This window comes from Oryzibacter oryziterrae (assembly GCF_021864535.1).
GTDB classification, from domain to species: domain Bacteria; phylum Pseudomonadota; class Alphaproteobacteria; order Rhizobiales; family Pleomorphomonadaceae; genus Pleomorphomonas; species Pleomorphomonas oryziterrae.
Map to the genome: position 1 here is coordinate 57105 of NZ_JAKJIC010000011.1, position 16767 is coordinate 73871.

The 16767-nt window shown below is 62.8% G+C and carries 11 protein-coding genes; 6 read left to right on the forward strand and 5 right to left on the reverse strand.

The window, feature by feature from the left end; genetic code table 11:
• Window positions 1–148 precede the first annotated feature (148 nt).
• Together fba and L2I41_RS13040 are read left to right on the forward strand one after the other, a co-directional pair.
• On the forward strand, window positions 149–1213 hold the full coding sequence (gene fba, locus L2I41_RS13035; protein ID WP_237154007.1) for a class II fructose-bisphosphate aldolase: 1065 nt from the start codon (window positions 149–151) through the stop codon (window positions 1211–1213).
• A 140-nt stretch (window positions 1214–1353) separates the two neighbouring features.
• The gene (locus L2I41_RS13040; protein WP_237154008.1) at window positions 1354–1722 is read left to right on the forward strand and encodes a GFA family protein; all 369 of its coding nucleotides are present in this window, start codon (window positions 1354–1356) and stop codon (window positions 1720–1722) included.
• Between the two features lie 43 nt (window positions 1723–1765).
• Here the strand turns inward: L2I41_RS13040 and L2I41_RS13045 are convergent, their stop codons facing one another.
• Window positions 1766–2701: a PDR/VanB family oxidoreductase gene (locus L2I41_RS13045; RefSeq protein ID WP_237154009.1), complete on the reverse strand. Its 936-nt coding sequence runs from the start codon at window positions 2699–2701 to the stop codon at window positions 1766–1768.
• Between the two features lie 596 nt (window positions 2702–3297).
• Between L2I41_RS13045 and bcp the strand changes: the two genes are divergently transcribed.
• From bcp to L2I41_RS13060, 3 genes are all read left to right on the forward strand, one after another.
• A complete protein-coding gene (bcp, locus tag L2I41_RS13050; protein ID WP_237154010.1) occupies window positions 3298–3768 on the forward strand; it encodes a thioredoxin-dependent thiol peroxidase in 471 nt (156 codons plus the stop codon).
• Window positions 3765–4625, forward strand: coding sequence for a ferritin-like domain-containing protein (locus L2I41_RS13055; RefSeq protein ID WP_390634197.1), 861 nt, complete (start codon window positions 3765–3767; stop codon window positions 4623–4625). Before bcp ends, L2I41_RS13055 begins: the two co-directional genes overlap by 4 nt.
• A 240-nt stretch (window positions 4626–4865) precedes the next feature.
• Window positions 4866–6194, forward strand: a complete 1329-nt coding sequence (locus L2I41_RS13060) for a M23 family metallopeptidase (protein WP_237154011.1) — start codon at window positions 4866–4868, stop codon at window positions 6192–6194.
• Between the two features lie 182 nt (window positions 6195–6376).
• On the opposite strand, the gene prfB is transcribed toward L2I41_RS13060, so the two are convergent.
• The 4 genes from prfB to L2I41_RS13080 all read right to left on the reverse strand — a co-directional run bounded on the left by prfB (window position 6377) and on the right by L2I41_RS13080 (window position 13203).
• A protein-coding gene (gene prfB, locus L2I41_RS13065) for a peptide chain release factor 2 (protein ID WP_237154012.1) occupies window positions 6377–7508 on the reverse strand; the annotation gives its coding sequence in 2 pieces (ribosomal slippage) (window positions 6377–7438 and window positions 7440–7508; 1131 coding nt in all).
• A 140-nt stretch (window positions 7509–7648) separates the two neighbouring features.
• The gene (locus L2I41_RS13070) at window positions 7649–9088 is read right to left on the reverse strand and encodes a M1 family metallopeptidase (protein WP_237154013.1); all 1440 of its coding nucleotides are present in this window, start codon (window positions 9086–9088) and stop codon (window positions 7649–7651) included.
• Window positions 9089–9249: 161 nt separating this feature from the next.
• On the reverse strand, window positions 9250–11712 hold the full coding sequence (locus L2I41_RS13075) for a penicillin-binding protein 1A (protein ID WP_237154014.1): 2463 nt from the start codon (window positions 11710–11712) through the stop codon (window positions 9250–9252).
• 252 nt (window positions 11713–11964) lie between these two features.
• Window positions 11965–13203, reverse strand: coding sequence for an N-acetylmuramoyl-L-alanine amidase (locus L2I41_RS13080; protein ID WP_237154015.1), 1239 nt, complete (start codon window positions 13201–13203; stop codon window positions 11965–11967).
• 808 nt (window positions 13204–14011) lie between these two features.
• Here L2I41_RS13080 and L2I41_RS13085 point away from each other — a divergent pair.
• Window positions 14012–16741, forward strand: coding sequence for an Rne/Rng family ribonuclease (locus tag L2I41_RS13085; RefSeq protein ID WP_237154016.1), 2730 nt, complete (start codon window positions 14012–14014; stop codon window positions 16739–16741).
• The last annotated feature ends 26 nt before the right edge of the window (window positions 16742–16767 follow it).

The following is a 16767-nucleotide window of genomic DNA, read 5'->3' on the forward strand; positions in this document are numbered from 1 at the left end:
GAAAATTGCATGAGGGACCGGAGCTGAATCAAGGAAGCCCCCGCGAAATCATGTTTTCTGCAGCCATCCGAGCTTGTGATTGCGGAGACTTTCTGCCAAACGCAACGCAGTCAGCTCGACCATCTTGATCATATGAGGAGTGAGCGTCATGGCGCTGGTATCTTTGCGGCAGCTCTTGGATCATGCTGCCGAACACGGTTACGGCATGCCCGCCTTCAACATCAACAACATGGAGCAGATGCTCTCGGTTATGGCAGCTGCCAAGGAAACCGACAGCCCGGTGATCATGCAGGCTTCGCGCGGCGCCCGCGCCTTTGCCAATGACATCGTGCTGAAGCACCTGATCCAGGCTGCCGTCGAGCTTTATCCCGAGATCCCGGTCTGCATGCATCAGGACCACGGCAACTCGGAAGCCACCTGCCTTTCGGCCATCACCAACGGCTTCTCGTCGGTGATGATGGACGGCTCGCTCAAGGCTGACGGCAAGACCCCGGCTGACTTCGACTATAACGCCAATGTCACCGGCCGCGTGGCCGAGCTGGCCCACATGGTCGGCGCCTCGACGGAAGGCGAACTCGGCGTGCTCGGCTCGCTCGAGACCGGCATGGGCGACAAGGAAGACGGCCACGGTGCCGAGGGCAAGCTCTCCAAGGAGCAGCTGCTGACCGACCCGGACGAAGCCGTCAAGTTCGTCAAGCGCACCAAGGTCGACGCCCTGGCGATCGCCATGGGCACCAGCCACGGCGCCTACAAGTTCACGCGCAAGCCGGACGGCGACGTTCTCGCTATCTACCGCATCAAGGAAATCCACGAGCGCATGCCCAACGTGCATCTGGTGATGCACGGTTCTTCGTCGGTTCCCGAAGAACTGCGCGAGATCATCAACAAGTTCGGTGGCGCCATGCGCGAGACCTACGGCGTGCCGGTCGAGGAAATCGTCAACGGCATCAAGCACGGCGTGCGCAAGGTCAACATCGACACCGACTGCCGCATGGCCATCACCGGTGCGATCCGCCAGTTCTTCGCCGAAAAGCCGGCCGAATTCGATCCGCGCAGCTTCATGAAGCCCGCCATGGTCGCCATGCAGAAGGTCTGCAAGGAGCGCTATGAGCAGTTCGGCGCCGCCGGCATGGGCTCCAAGATCAAGGTGATCCCGCTCGCCGACATGGCCAAGCGCTATGCCTCCGGCTCGCTGGACCCGCAGATCGCCTGATTGGTCTCAAGATAGCAAGACAGGAAAGGCGGCGTCCTCGCGGGCGCCGTTTTTTCATTGGGGCTGGCCTGCGACGATCCTGACAGAAACGGACCTCGCGCAAGATAGGCTCAGATCTTCCATTGGGAGGAGGAGCTGACATGCCTTTGATCGCAAGCTGCCATTGCGGTGCCATCCGGATCGAGGTGGACCATTCCCCCGAAAAGGTAACGGCATGCACCTGTACGTTCTGCTCGAAGCGCGGGGCGCTGTGGGCCTATTACAAGCCAAGCGAGGTCAAGGTGACTCGCCAGCCGGATCCGTTGCCCACCTATCGCTGGCGCTCGAAGACAGTCGCGCATCATTTCTGTGCGACCTGCGGCTGCGGGACCCATTCGATCTCGCCGGACTGGTCGAACGGCCGGCCGGACTTCGACAATCCCAAGGTCGGCATCAACGCGCGGCTGTTCGACGATTTCGACCTGGGAAGCGTGCCGGTCGATACGGTGGACGGGCGGAACTTGTGGTGAGGCGGCCGGGCGGGATCGCCGGCCGCCGCCTCACCCACTCCCATCAATCCACGTCGATCAGCAGACGCTCGCTCTTGGCGCGGGAGACGCAGATCATCATCACCTTGTTGGTGGCCTTCTGACGGGCGGTGAGAACCGAATCGCGGTGATCGGGTTCGCCCTTCAGCACCTTGCATTCGCAGGAACCGCAGACGCCTTCGGCGCAGGAACTGCCGAAATAGGCGCCGGCGTCGGAGAGGACTTCGAGAATGGTCTTCTCCGGCGGGATGGTGAAGACCTCGCCCGTTGATGCGATCTCCACTTCGAAGGCGCCGCCACCGACGGCCGGCGGCGGGGCCTTGAAGTATTCAAGGTGGACGTTGTCGTCGGGCAGGTCCTTGGTGGCCTCTTCATAGGCGTGCAGCATGGGCAGCGGACCGCAGCAATAGAAATGCGAATGGGCCGGCGCCTTGGCGACAATGCCGGGAATGTTCAGCGGCCGCCCAACTTCGGCGTCGATGTGCAGATGCAGGCGATCGCCACAGACAGCCTTGACCTCGTCGAGGAAGGCGGCGCGGCTGAGGTCGCGGACGGCGAAATGGAACTCGAAAGACTTGCCCATGGCCTTCAGCCGGTGAGCCATGGTGAGGATCGGTGTGACGCCAATGCCGCCGGCGATCAGTACGGAATGGTCGTTGGTGTCGTCGAGCGGGAAATGGTTGTGCGGCCCCTGCACGTCGATGGTGTCGCCGACACGCAACTCGCGGTGCAGGAAGCGCGAGCCGCCGCGGCTCTTGGGCTCGAGCACGACGCCGAGGACGTAGCGATGGGTTTCGGCCGGGTCGTTGGCGAGAGAGTAGGCGCGGGTGATGCCGATCGAGGGCATCAGCAGTTCGATATGCGCACCGGCAGTGAACGGTGTGACGGGCGATCCATCGGGATTGCGGAGGTCGATGATGATGGTGCCTTCGGCCGCCCATTCGATACGATGAACGCGCATCGTTTGTGTGGCATTGTGGGGAGACTGCATCGTGTGTCCTTGCTGGCTTTCTTCGGGCTGGCTTTCTGTGGAACCGCTGCCGCCATCCGGCAGAGCGGACGGTATCGAGAAGGCCTTCGTCCCCCAACGAAGTGTCATAGCCTGCTGACTTTCGCGGCAATGCAATTGACTTGCGCACGAGAGGCAGCAGCAACCTGCCCTCTTCAGAGCCATTCTGACATATGATAGTCAAACAACCTTACGTATATATACTTATTTATCCGTATTTCCGATTATTATTTAGTCGAATGGCGCAAAAATCATCTCATAAAAATAATAAGTAAACTCAGATGTCATATTTTATATTGCATATGATTGTCACATTCATTCTCAAACAGGCGCCGTTACGCTGCCTTGACGAACTGGCCTAGAGCGCTTTCCGACCTGATGGAGTCATCAGGTCGATTGGAAATCGCTCCAGGATCGATAACCTGAGCAGCCGCTTTTCGATCATGTTGTTTCAACATGAACGGCGGGTGCTCCAGACGCCTTGCCGCGGCTTGCGCGCGCTGCCAAACTAGGGGAAGGAAACACCCTGCCTGAGTTCGGAGAGCTCCATGACCGAAATCGTTGACCTCGGCGCACCGGCGCCGGACTTCACCCTTGCCACGGACACCGGCAGCGTCACGCTGTCGGCGCAGACCGGCAAGCCGGTGGTGGTGTATTTCTACCCAAAGGACGACACACCGGGCTGCACCAAGGAGGCCATCGGCTTCTCCTGCGCCAAGGACGAGTTCGACGCCCTCGGCGCCGTGATCATCGGCATCTCCACCGATACGGCCGCCAAGCATGGCAAGTTCCGCAGCAAGCATGAGCTGAAGGTGGAGCTGGGCGCCGACGAGGACCACTCGGTGGCCGACCGCTATGGCGTTTGGGTGGAGAAGTCCAACTATGGCAAGACCTACATGGGCATCGAGCGCTCCACCTTCCTCGTCGGCCGCGACGGCAAGATTGCCCGCGTCTGGCGCAAGGTGAAGGTGGACGGCCATGTGGAGGCCGTATTGCAGGCGGTGAAGGAACTGGCGTGACACAGGACGTCGAGGTCTGTCCGGCAGGCGCGCCCAAGGGGCCGCTCGGGGACAGTCTGCGGGAGCGGGCGCGCGACATCGTCGCCACGCCCGACCTCAACGAGAAAGTCGCCCTCGCCTATCAGACGGCGTCCGACTGGTTTGGCCGGAGGCTGGCGCGCGGCACCGGCCTTGTGGGTACGCCCATGCCGAAAGCGCCCGGACGACCCGAGCATGTGGAGATGGTGGCCCCGAGCGAGTTGCCACGGCGCACGCGCGGGCGCGGCCAGGGACGCGTGGCGCTCATACATTCGCTCGCCCATATCGAACTCAGCGCCATCGACCTCACCTGGGATCTGGTCGGCCGCTTCGTGGACGAACAGGTGCCGCGCTCCTTCTTCGACGATTTCGTGCAGGTCGGGCTGGAAGAGGCAAAGCATTTTGCGATGATCTCGGCCCGGCTAGCCGATCTCAACGCCGCCTATGGCGACCTGCCGGTGCATGGCGGGCTGTGGGAGGCGGCGGAGGCGACGGCCGATGACCTGACGGCACGCCTCGCCCTCATTCCGATGGTACTGGAGGCGCGCGGACTGGACGTCACGCCCGGCATGGCCGAGAACCTGCGCCTCAACGGCGACGAGGAGACGGCGGCGCTGATCGACATCATCTACCGCGATGAAAAGCGCCATGTGGCCTTCGGCTCAAAATGGTTCCGCTTTCTGTGCGACCGGCAGCGCCGGGCACCGGAACCGACGTTCCACGAGATCGTCCGACGCTGCTTCCGCGGCGCCCTGAAGCCGCCCTTCAATGATCGGGCACGGGCCGAGGCGGGGCTAACACCGGGCTTTTACAAGCCGCTGGCCCGCATCACAGGCTGAACCGAGTTGCAAATTGCAACTCGTCGCACATGTGGGGCGAATGTGCAGCGCAACACGCGCATTTCTGCGGTTCTCCACGCTTCCGGACGTGCTGGCTACGCAGATTTCCGGCCGCGGGGACGCTGGTGATAAGCGAACATTAACCCTAACAGTTTCTAATGATGCTCCTGAGTGTGTTGCGTCAACGATCAGAAGATCGTGAAAACTGCCGCCGAAGCGCGTGCTGGAGCTGTTGGTAAAATGTCGAGAGTTCGAGCCGAAGACCGCTACTATCGCCCGAAGTCCTCGCGCCGGATCGTCATCATCAGTGGTGACAATACCCGCACCTACACCATCAGCCCCGTGCTGCTGATCTGTGGCGTCGTGCTCGGGCTCGGCCTGTCGGTCAGCCTGCTGGCGGCATCCAGCTATCTCATCTTCCGTGACGACCTGTTCGACATCGTCCATGCCCGCAATGCCTCCATGCAGCAGGCCTATGAGGACCGCATCGCGCGGCTGCGCTCGGAGATCGACAAGATGTCGAGCCGGCAGATCCTCGACCAGGTGGCGATGGACGACAAGATCGAGCACCTGATGTCGGCTCAGCAGAGCATTGCAGACCGGCAGCGTGCGGTGGCGTCGCTGATCGACAAGGCCTCCGGCATGGGGCTGATCGACGGAAAGGCAGCCGGCAGCGCCGACCAGCGCGCCGAGGCAACGCCGACGCCCTCCCCCGCCTCGGCTTATGCCGAAGACGGGCGGGCATCGCTCATCGACCAGCAGTTCGACGCCTTGCGGGCGACCGACGGCGCGAGTTCGGCACGCGGTCTGACCGTCCCGGGCAAGCAGGCTGCGGCTGCCCCTCTGATCGGCGCCGACGGCCACCCGGATTTCAAGGCGCTGGCGATCCAGCTGGCCGCCGTAGACCGCGAACAGGCGCAAACCGTTGCCGCCATTGCCACTGCCGCCAACCAGAGGGCGGAGCAAGCGGTCAACGTCATCAACAACCTCGGCGTTTCCGTCACCTTGCCGAAGGGAAGTGAAGACGAGGACGAGTCCGCCGTCGGTGGGCCGTTCATCCCGATGGGGAGCGCCGAGGCGCTCAACTCGGCAATTGCCGATGCAGGCGCGGCCTTCGACCGGCTGCGGCGCGTCAAATCGGCGGCCGCGGCGATGCCGCTGACGCGCCCGCTTCCCAATGCCGAGATGACGTCGAACTTCGGATCGCGCCGCGATCCCTTCCTGGGTTCCCTCGCCTTTCACGCCGGCATCGACTTCCGTTCGCCCGTCGGCACCAATGTGCGCCCGACGGCCGCTGGCGTCGTGACCAATGCGAGCTGGGCTGGCGGCTATGGCAACATGGTGGAAGTGGACCACGGCAATGGCATCACCACCCGCTACGGGCATCTGTCGAAGATCCTGGTGCAGGTGGGCGACAGGGTGACCACCGACAGCATCATTGGCGAAGTGGGCTCGACAGGCCGCTCGACAGGCCCGCATCTTCACTATGAGACGCGCGTCAACGGCACCGCGATCAACCCGGTGAACTATATCAACGCCGGAATCAAACTCGCAGCGATCTTGCCCTGAAGGCGCGTTGCAAGTGGAACAGTGAGACGGCCCTCGCCGAAGACGCTGAGAGGCCGGACAGCGAAGTGAACGACTTCGTCCGGACGCTCAACACCGCCTGACCGGACGTTCAACAATGAAAAAGGGCTGTGCCGGAGATGTTCGGCACAGCCCTTTTCATTTGGTGCGGAGCGTCGGGACGGTCAGTCGACGTCCTGGATATCGGCCGGCTGCTTGCCGAAGGCCTTCTGGGCCAGGGCGGCTTCCATGAAGGGGTCCAGCGCGCCGTCGAGCACGTCGCTCGGCGAGGTGCTCTGTTCGCCGGTGCGCAGGTCCTTGACCAGCTGGTAGGGCTGCAGCACGTAGGAGCGGATCTGATGGCCCCAGCCGATGTCCGTCTTGCCGGCATTCTCGGCGTTGGCCTTCTCCTCGCGCTTCTTCAGCTCGGCCTCGTACATGCGGGCGCGCAGCATGTTCCACGCCGTGGCGCGGTTCTTGTGCTGGGAGCGTTCCGACTGACAGGAAACGACGATACCAGTGGGATAGTGCGTGATGCGCACCGCCGAGTCGGTCGTGTTGATGTGCTGACCGCCGGCGCCCTGCGCGCGGTAGGTATCGATGCGGCAGTCGCTTTCGTTGATCTCGATCTCGATGCGGTCATCGATGACCGGATAGACCCAGACCGACGAGAAGGACGTGTGCCGGCGCGCCTGGCTGTCGAAGGGCGAGATGCGCACGAGACGGTGCACGCCCGACTCGGTCTTCAGCCAGCCGTAGGCATTGTGGCCCTTGATCTGGATGGTCGCGCTCTTGATGCCGGCTTCTTCGCCGTCATGCATTTCGAGGATCTCGACCTTGTAGCCATGCTGCTCGGCCCAGCGCGTGTACATGCGCAGGAGCATGTTGGTCCAGTCCTGGCTCTCGGTGCCGCCTGCGCCGGAGTTCACTTCCAGGAAGGTATCGTTGGCATCGGCCTCGCCCGACAGCATGGTGGCGACCTGCTGCTTGACGACTTCGGCCTTCATGCCCTTGAGGGCGTTCTCGGCGTCGTCGATGACCGTCTGGTCGCCTTCCATCTCGCCCAGCTCGATCAGCTCGACGTTGTCATGCAGATCGCGCTCAAGCTGAAGATAGCCGTTGATTCGGCCTTCAAGCTCGGTGCGTTCGCGCATGATCTTCTGCGCGCGTTCGGGGTCGTTCCAGAGGCTGGGATCTTCGACGAAGCCGTTCAGCTCGGCCATGCGTTGCTGCGAGGCATCCCAGTCAAAGATGCCTCCTCAGCAAGGCCATACCCTGCTTGATTTCGTCGACGATGGCCTCGACTTCGGCTCGCATGGACATGCTCTCCAAGATCAAAGTTCGGGTCACGTTCCGCCGGTCGTCGTCACCAGACGGCACCGCCGCGAAAGCGACTTTCGCGGCGGCGGGACCATAGGGACAACGACTGCCCCTGTAAATAGGCGTCTATGAACCGCTCAGCGACGGTGGCTCTCGACAAGCGTCGGCAGGCTCGCGCCGCTCGCAGCCTTGGCGATAGCGCTGGCCGACGTCCCGGGGAGCGTGGGCACCGTCGCGTCATAGATCCAGTGATTGAGGAAGTCGCGAAGGCTCTTGTTCCTGGTGACGCGCACCACCGTGTCGACGAAGTCGGCAGTGGTCACCTTGTGATAGCGATTCTCGGTGGCCCACGTGCGCATCACCTTGAACAGCATGGGCTGACCGATCTTCTTCTCAAGCGCGTAAAGCACCATGACGCCGCGGTTATAGGTGCGATCGGAGAAGAGATCCTCGGGCTTGTCCACGACGGCAGGGCCGACGGCGTTCTTCTTGACGTCGTTGTAGATGGCCAGCATGGCCTTGTCGTAGCCAGCCTTGTCGGCGCGGTTGGGCCAGAGCACCTCGACATAGGTGGCGAAGCCCTCGGCGAGCCAGAGATCCTTCCACTGCTTCACCGAAACCGAATCGCCGAACCACTGATGGGCCAGTTCATGCGAAACAAAGTCTGAACTGAACACGTCCTTGGGAAATACAGAAATCGACTGGGTTTCCAAAGCATATCCCAGCGTCGGATCATCAATAGCGACGCTGGAATAGGTTTCGAAGGGATAAGGCCCGAAGCGCGCGGCCAGATAGGGAATCATGTCCTTTGCGGCCTGGAAGCCGGCAATCGCTTCGTTGGTGGTGTCGGATGTGGCATAGGTGCGCACCTTGATGCCGCCCGACGCCTTGGCCTCGACCACCTTGAACTGATTGACCTGAACGGTGGCCAGCCAGCTCGCCATCGGCTGCAGCATTTCGAAGGTGTAGCGGCGCTTGGAACCGAGATCCTTGACGTTGAGGAGACGTCCGTTGGTTGCCGCCTTGTAGGGTTCCGGCACCGTGACGCGGAAGGTGTAGGTGGCCTTGTCCTTCAGATCATCGTTGACCGGGAAGAAGGTGGAGGCGCCAACCGGCTCGCTGACCACATAGGCCGACTTTCCATAGGTCAACCAGCCGAGCACGACACCGGAGCCGTCAGGCGCGGTGGGGTCGGCGATGGGATCGGAGTTGCCTGAATAGGCGATCTCGACGGCGAAAACACTGCCGGACTTGATCGACTTGGTGGGCGTGATGGTCAGCTTGTCGTTGGACTGGTTGAAGCTGGCGGTCTTGAGATTGACCTTCACCGAGCTCACCGTCAACGCGTGCAGGTCGAGACTGAATGACGTGAGGTTGGCAGTCGCCTTGACCAGAAGCGTCGCCTTGCCGGCGATGTGGGCCGGCACCGGATCGACGGTCAGGGCCAGGTCGTAATGCTGGACGTCGATGCCGGCATTGCCGAAGGTCGGAAAAAAGGGATCGGATGCGGCTTGCGCAGGCAACGAGGCGACACAGGCCAGGACGGCCAGCGATGAGACGGCATACTGCAAGCGCATGGAAAAGCCTCCGATCATTCGCTCCGGAGCAGACACGATCGACGGACGATCACGACGTGCCCGGGAGCTGAACCAAAGACCCAAGTTTCCACTGCGTTTCCGGTGGCGTCAACCCGCCGCGCGGAAATGAACCCAAACTATGTCCCCAGACCGCCGGCGGCTCAGTAGAGGCCGCCGGTGCCGGTGACCGCGGCGCGGTCGGCTTCCGGATTGACTTCCGTCGGAGCGCCCCAGGCGACGCCGTCGCCGCCGATCACCGAGTAGACGTCGGACGGGCCGGTGCCGGGCTTGAAGGCTTCGATGATGGAGTTGTCGCCACCAGAGGCGCGCATGCCGGTCTTGCGATCGATCGGGATCAGCAGCATGCCCTCGGGCACCTTGAACTCCTGCGGCGGCTGGCCGGCGAGCGCCTGGGCCATGAAGTCGCGGAAGACGGGGGCGGCCATCATGCCGCCGGTAGAGCCATGGCCCATGGGCGTCGGATGGTCAAAGCCGAGGAAGATGCCGACGGTGAGATCCGGCGTGAAGCCGACGAACCAGGCGTCCTTCTCGTCATTGGTGGTGCCGGTCTTGCCGGCGATCGGACGACCGAGGCTCTTGATCACCGTGGCGGTGCCGCGCTGGACGACGCCTTCCATCATGGAGGTGATCTGATAGGCGGTCATGGGGTCGAGCACCTGCTCGCGCTCGTCGACCAGCTGCGGCTCATCCTGGCCCTTCCAGTCGTCGGCGTTGCAATTGGCGCAGACGCGCTGGTCATGCTTGTAGATCGTACGGCCGAAGCGATCCTGCACGCGGTCGATCAGGGTCGGCTGCACGCGGCGGCCGCCGTTGGCGATGATCGAATAGGCATTGACCATGCGCATCACCGTGGTCTCCCCGGCGCCGAGCGCCATGGAGAGAACCGGCTGCATATTGTCATAGATGCCGAAGCGGCGCGCATATTCGGCGACCAGGGGCATGCCCATGTCCTGCGCGAGACGCACGGTCATCAGGTTGCGCGACTGCTCGATGCCGCGACGCAGCGTGGCCGGGCCGATGAAGCCGCCGCCGTAATTCTGCGGGCGCCAGATGCCGAGGCCCGGGCCCTGATCGATCTCGATGGGCGCATCGAGCACCACGGAGGCCGGTGTATAGCCGTTGTCGAGCGCAGCGGAATAAACGAAGGGCTTGAAGGACGAGCCGGGCTGGCGCATCGCCTGGGTCGAACGGTTGAACTCGCTCTGGGCGAAGGAGAAGCCGCCAACCATGGCGCGAACGCGGCCGGTCTCGGAGTCCATGGCGATCAGCGCGCCGGAAATGGCCGGGAACTGGCGCAGACGGTAGTTGTCCATGCCCTCGGCACTGGTGCCGGTCTTCTCGACATAGATGACGTCGCCGGCATTGAGGATGGCCGCCTTGCGATCGGGAGCCGACGACGCCCACTTGGCCCATTTCATCTGGTCGGGCGTGATGATCGCCTTGACGCGATCGGCGACGACCTTGCCCGAGGGATCCCGGCCCGGCTGCAGGCCGATCGTCGCGCCGTTGGCGTCGACGCCGAGCACGACGGCGAGGGTCCATTCCGGGACGTCCCAGAGCGGCGGCACCTTGGCCAGCTCCTCGCCCCAGTCAGCGCTGACGTCGATGGTCTTGACCGGGCCACGCCAGCCATGCGCCTCGTCATAACGAATGAGCGCCTTCTGCAGCGCGCCGCGCGCGAAGATCTGCATCTGCGGATCGAGGGTGGTGCGCACCGAAAGGCCGCCTTCATACAGGCCCTTCTCGCCATACATGTTGAGCAGCGTGCGGCGGACTTCCTCGACGAAATAGTCGGCGGCGAAGACCTTGGCGGACTGATCGCGCGGGGCCACGACGAGCGGCTTGACCTTTGCCGCATCGCCTTCGGCGCGCGTCACATAGCCGTTCTGCACCATCTCTTCGATGACATAGTTGCGGCGTTCGACGGCGGCGGCGTTGTCGCGATAGGGATTGTAGTTCTCGGGGCCCTTGGGCAGGGCTGCGAGATAGGCGAGCTCTTCGAGCTTCAGGTCCTCGAGCGGCTTGTTGAAATAGGCGAGCGAGGCAGCGGCGACACCGTAGGAGCGGAAGCCGAGATAGATCTCGTTGAGATAGAGTTCGAGGATCTGGTCCTTGGTATAGGCCTGCTCGATCTTCAGCGTCAGCAGCGCTTCCTTGATCTTGCGATCCATGGTGCGCTCGTTGGAGAGCAGGAACACCTTGGCGACCTGCTGCGAGATGGTGGAGGCACCGACCATGCGCTTTTTGCTGCCCGACACGAGGGTGTCGAGGTTCTTCACCACAGCGCCGCCGAGGCTGACGACGTCGATGCCGGGGTGAGTGTAGAAGTCCTTGTCTTCGGCGGAAATGAAGGCCTGCTTGACGCGATCGGGAATCATCTGGATCGGCAGGAACAGGCGCCGCTCATGGGCATACTCGGCGGCGAGCTGGCCGTCGGCGGCGTGAACGCGCGTGACCACCGGCGGCTGATAGTTGCGCAGCTGGTCGACATTGGGCAGCGTCTGGTTCAGCGAGTTGATATAAATCGCCGCTCCACCGGCCACGATGAGAAACACCAGGGCGCCGATGGAAAATATCCAGCCGAAGAACCGCACAAAAATCATGTTTCGCCCACTATCGGCCAAGACGGGGCGCAAGCGCCGCGCTAGCCCAATTTTTCCAGACAGACACCGATCCCATCAAGCCGTCGTCCACCGCCGACAGGATCAAAGTTACCGTGCGGATACCTCAATTCGCGCCGGAAAGCGAATGTTCTGGCCGCATTGATAATCGTGGGCTGCATTTATGGCGAAGGCTGGGCCGCCGCGTTGCCTATCTGCAACAGCGCCACCGTGCCGTGAGCCTTTTACATCGGATCAGTGGGGCGAAAGCGACGCGGACTTCTGACTGAGAAAGCGGAGAATCGCCTGGGTCATGGCGTCGGCCATGCGACTGCGCCACTCGTCCGAGGTCAGGAGCTTCTCGTCCTGTTCGTTGGACAGATAGCCGATTTCCAGAAGGACGGATGGCACATCATAAGCCAGCAGCACGCGAAAGCCGGCGGAGCGATGCGGGTTCTTGATCATCCGAGTGGTGGAGGAGAGATCGCCGACAAGACCGTTGGCGAAGAAGACCGAAAAATTCTTGGTTTCACGGCGGGTGAGATCGGTGAGGATGTCGTTCACCTCATCCGTCCGCTGCGTGGGGCTGAGGCCAGCGTTGCTGTCCGAGGCGTTTTCCTTGCTGGCCAGAGCCGCCGCCTCGCGGTCCGAGGCATTGTCGGACAGGGTATAGACCGTGGCGCCGCGGACTTCACCGACGTGTTCGGAGTCGGCGTGGATGGAAATGAAGAGATCGGCAACGTGGTCGCGGGCAAACTTCACACGATCGTCGAGCGCAACGAAGGTGTCGTCCTCGCGCGTCAGCATGACGGCGACCTTGCCGGTCGCCTCGAGGTGATCGCGCAGACGCTTGGCCAGCGCCAGCACCACGTCCTTTTCCATGGTGCCGTCGGCCGCGACCGTGCCGGCGTCGATGCCGCCATGACCGGGATCGATGATCACCAACGGCTTGCTTCGACTGGAGTTGTCGCTCGGCGAGGGCAAACGGTCCGACTTGCCACCGGACTGTTCGCCGTTGGCCGTTTCGCGCGCCAGCTGGGTGCGCTGTTGTTCAGCGGCAAACTCGACATCGGTGGCTTTCAGGAGATCGACCACGAGGCGCGCCGGCTGTCCCGCGACGGCGGACAGGACGAAGGCCTTGTCGATCTTCACCGGGCCGGTGGCGTCGAGCACGATGCGCGAACGCCCGGCCGCAAATCCGCCGTAGCGCCAGCTGGCGATCAGCCCCCGCCCCTCCCCGCTGCCGGCGGGCAGCTGGAAATCAACTTCAGGAAGATCGATGACGACACGATAAGGCGACGCCAACGTGAAGGCGTTGACCTCGATTTCAGCAGTGAGATCAAGAACAAAGCGCGTGCGGGACTGATCGCCGACGACACGGCCGTCAATGGCCGCCGGGGGAGCTGCCAGGCTCGAAACGCTTGTGGTGATCGCCATCATCAGGACGGCAACCACACACAGAACCGATTTTGCAATGACCTCGACTGTCCTCACCCCGAACTCTCCGCAAACGGCTCGGCGCACAAGAACGGCATTACAGCAGGCTTTGCAACGTGCAAGGCCCCTAAACCCACCCAAGCAAGAAACTTGGCTAGGGCATGATGGTTAACCACACCTTATCGCGCGGTGCATATCGGCGCGGTGCTTTGCAAGGGTCACGAATCGTTGAATGGAACGATGAGCCGCCTTGCATCTGGACAGGTACGCAAGTAAAAGAACAACAGGAGTCCGAATCCTCGTCCTCGCTACTAGAGAACGTGCAATTGGTACGGTCGTGCGTTTTATCAAAGCACGCGCCCGTCCCCTTCGGGGGTGTCTCCGGCGCCAACGCGCGGCATTTTGTCGGCGGGCACCGGATCAAAACACCTCACAAGGTCACCTGCTTCCAGCCCGATTCGGGCCGGATTGAGGCATTGGTGGGATGTGCGCCTGTAGCGGGCCGGAAAAGACGAAGGCTTCTCCGCGCGGTTCGCCGCCGGGCACGACATTCACCGTTGTCCCGCTGCATTGGTTTTGCCGAGCAGTTTCAGGATGGGGCAACGCGGCTGAACAGAAAGAACGTACCGGACGTGTTCGCATTGGGACGGAACAGGATCGACAGGCAGGCGGGCGTTCATATCGCAACCGCTTCCTGTTCGGTTTCGTCTTGGACATCGCCGGATCTCACCTCGTTTCCCTTCACACACATTGACGGTCGATCGCGTTCGAGCCAGCTCGCCGCGCGCAGTTCCTTGGCGGCTTCGCCAGGAAATGCGCATACCCGGCAGGGCCTTGGCCGCGCATCGCCGGGAGTTCAGGTTTTATGGCCAACAAGATGCTTATCGATGCCACCCACCCGGAAGAGACCCGGGTGGTTGTGGTCCGCGGACACCGCGTCGAGGAGTTCGACTTCGAGTCGGCTACCAAGAAACAGCTGAGAGGCAATATCTATCTCGCCAAGGTGACGCGCGTTGAGCCGTCGCTGCAGGCTGCCTTCGTCGAGTACGGTGGCAACCGTCACGGCTTCCTGGCCTTCTCGGAAATTCATCCGGACTATTACCAGATTCCGCTCGCCGATCGTCAGGCGCTGATCGAGGCCGAAGAGGCCGAGGAACGCGAAGAGGCCGAACGGCGCGCCAAGTATCATCGCGACCGTCAGGCGCGTGCCCAGGCGGCGCGTGCGGCGCAGAACCCGCAGACCGACGTTGTCAGCGAAGACGCCGACGATGCGTCGAGGTCCGGCGAGAGTTCCGACGAGAACGGCTCTTTTGTCCAGACCGACGGTGAAGCCGGCCACACGAACTATGCCGCCCCGGTGACGGAAGGCGACAATGACGGGCCGGAAGCCTCGGGCGAGATCATCGACATCAACGACGATCATTCGGTCGAGACCATCAATGATGATGGCGGCTTCTCCGGCGGCAACGCCGATGAGGACGAAGCCGATCAGGTCGAAAGCGTCGGCTCCGAAGATGCGCTTGAGGAAGTGCCCGAGCGTCGCTCGCGTCGCATGCGCCAGTATCGCATCCAGGAAGTGATCAAGCGCCGTCAGGTTCTGCTGGTGCAGGTGGTCAAGGAAGAGCGCGGCACCAAGGGTGCAGCCCTGACGACCTATCTGTCGCTGGCCGGTCGCTACTCCGTGCTGATGCCCAACTCGGGTCGTGGCGGCGGCATTTCCCGCAAGATCACCAACGTGGTCGACCGCAAGCGGCTCAAGGAAATCGCTCATGAGCTGGAAGTGCCGGAGGGGATGGGTGTCATCCTGCGCACTGCCGGCGCTGCGCGCACCAAGACCGAGATCAAGCGCGACTTCGAGTATCTGCTGCGCCTTTGGGAAAATGTGCGCGAGCTGACGCTGCGTTCTGCTGCGCCGAGCCTCGTCTATGAAGAGGGCTCGCTGGTCAAGCGGTCGATCCGTGACCTCTACAACAAGGACATCGATGAAATCCTGGTGGCGGGCGAAGAGTCCTACCGCGAAGCCAAGGATTTCATGCGCATGCTCATGCCGAGCCATGCCAAGAACGTCCAGCCCTATCGCGACAACGTGCCGGTGTTCGCCCGCTTCGGGGTGGAACCGCAGCTTGACGCCATGTTCTCGCCGCAGGTGACCTTGCGCTCGGGCGGCTATCTGGTGATCAACCAGACCGAAGCCCTGGTGGCCATCGACGTGAACTCTGGTCGGTCGACCCGCGAGCACAACATCGAGGACACCGCGCTCGCCACCAATCTGGAGGCCGCTGAAGAAGTGGCCCGCCAGCTGCGCCTGCGCGACCTTGCCGGCCTCATCGTGATCGATTTCATCGACATGGAAGAGGCCAAGAACAACAAGGCTGTCGAGCGCAAGCTCAAGGATTGCCTGAAGAACGACCGGGCTCGCATCCAGGTTGGCCGCATCTCGCATTTCGGCCTGATGGAAATGAGCCGCCAGCGCATCCGCACCGGCGTGCTGGAAGGCTCCACCGAGCTCTGCCCGCATTGCCTGGGCGCCGGCATCGTGCGTTCGACCGAAAGCGTTGCGCTGCATGTGCTGCGCGCGCTGGAAGATCAGCTGCTCAAGGGTGTGACGCATCACCTGACCGTGCGCACCCGCGCGGCCGTGGCGCTCTACATCCTCAACCAGAAGCGCCGCCACCTGGCCGATCTCGAGGCCCGCTTCGGCCTGACCATCACGATCGCCGCCGACGAGCATCTGGGTACGCAGCATTTCGCGCTGGAACGCGGTGAGATCATCCTCAACCCGCTGCCGCCGCAGCCGATCACCACGCTGACGCCGGAGAGCGTGCAGCCCTATGACGAAGACTTCGAGGACGAGGTTGTCGTCGAGGAGGACGAGGAAGAAGAGGTCGCAGCACCGAAGGCCGCCCGCGAAGAGCGTGGCGACCGGGACAGCGAAAACCGTCGCAAGCGCCGTCGGCGTCGGCGTCGGCGGCCGGATGGCACCGAAGGTGGTGACGCCGAGGCGGCTGACGCCCGTGCAGAAGGCGCTGAAGACACTGCGGAAGCTGGCGACAGCGAAGACGCAGGCGAAGGCTCTGAAGAGGGCGAGGATCGCGCTGAGGGCGATGCCGCCGGCGAAGCACGGCGCAGGTCGCGCCGCCGCGGTCGTCGTGGTGGTCGTCGCCGGAACCAGGGTGACGAGGCTGCCGCCGGTGATGAGGGTGTCGTTGCCGAAGGCGAGGCTGGCGATGGCGATGGCGAAGCGTCTGATACCGTCGAGGCGGTGGACGCGTCGATCGAAGCTCCCGCCGATGTGACCGAGCAGCCGGTTGCCGCGTCGGACGAGACGGTGTCCGAAGTGGCGTCGGAACAGCCTGAGGCGTCTGTGGCTGAAGAAGCCGTGATCGCTGAAGAGCCCGCAGCTCCTGAGGTTGCGCCGCCTGTTCATGCGCCGATGGAAAGCGTTGCCGAACTGGTCGAGAAGGCCGTCGCCAATGCTGCCGAAGAGGCCGCCGCGAGCCTGCCGGAACCCGAACCGGAACCCGAACCGACCCCGCCGGAAGACGACAACCGGCAGAAGAAGACCGGTTGGTGGCAGCGCCGCTCCTTCTTCTGAGCCAGGACTTGAATGAAAAGCCGGCG

Bases quoted from the DNA above. Each gene is read 5' to 3' on its own strand.
- L2I41_RS13045 (WP_237154009.1), bottom strand. From the start codon at position 2,701: ATGCGCGTTCATCGTATCGAATGGGCGGCCGAAGGCACCATCATCATC.
- L2I41_RS13060 (WP_237154011.1), top strand. From the start codon at position 4,866: ATGTCGAGAGTTCGAGCCGAAGACCGCTACTATCGCCCGAAGTCCTCG.
- L2I41_RS13070 (WP_237154013.1), bottom strand. From the start codon at position 9,088: ATGCGCTTGCAGTATGCCGTCTCATCGCTGGCCGTCCTGGCCTGTGTC.
- L2I41_RS13075 (WP_237154014.1), bottom strand. From the start codon at position 11,712: ATGATTTTTGTGCGGTTCTTCGGCTGGATATTTTCCATCGGCGCCCTG.
- L2I41_RS13040 (WP_237154008.1), top strand. From the start codon at position 1,354: ATGCCTTTGATCGCAAGCTGCCATTGCGGTGCCATCCGGATCGAGGTG.
- fba (WP_237154007.1), top strand. From the start codon at position 149: ATGGCGCTGGTATCTTTGCGGCAGCTCTTGGATCATGCTGCCGAACAC.
- L2I41_RS13085 (WP_237154016.1), top strand. From the start codon at position 14,012: ATGGCCAACAAGATGCTTATCGATGCCACCCACCCGGAAGAGACCCGG.
- bcp (WP_237154010.1), top strand. From the start codon at position 3,298: ATGACCGAAATCGTTGACCTCGGCGCACCGGCGCCGGACTTCACCCTT.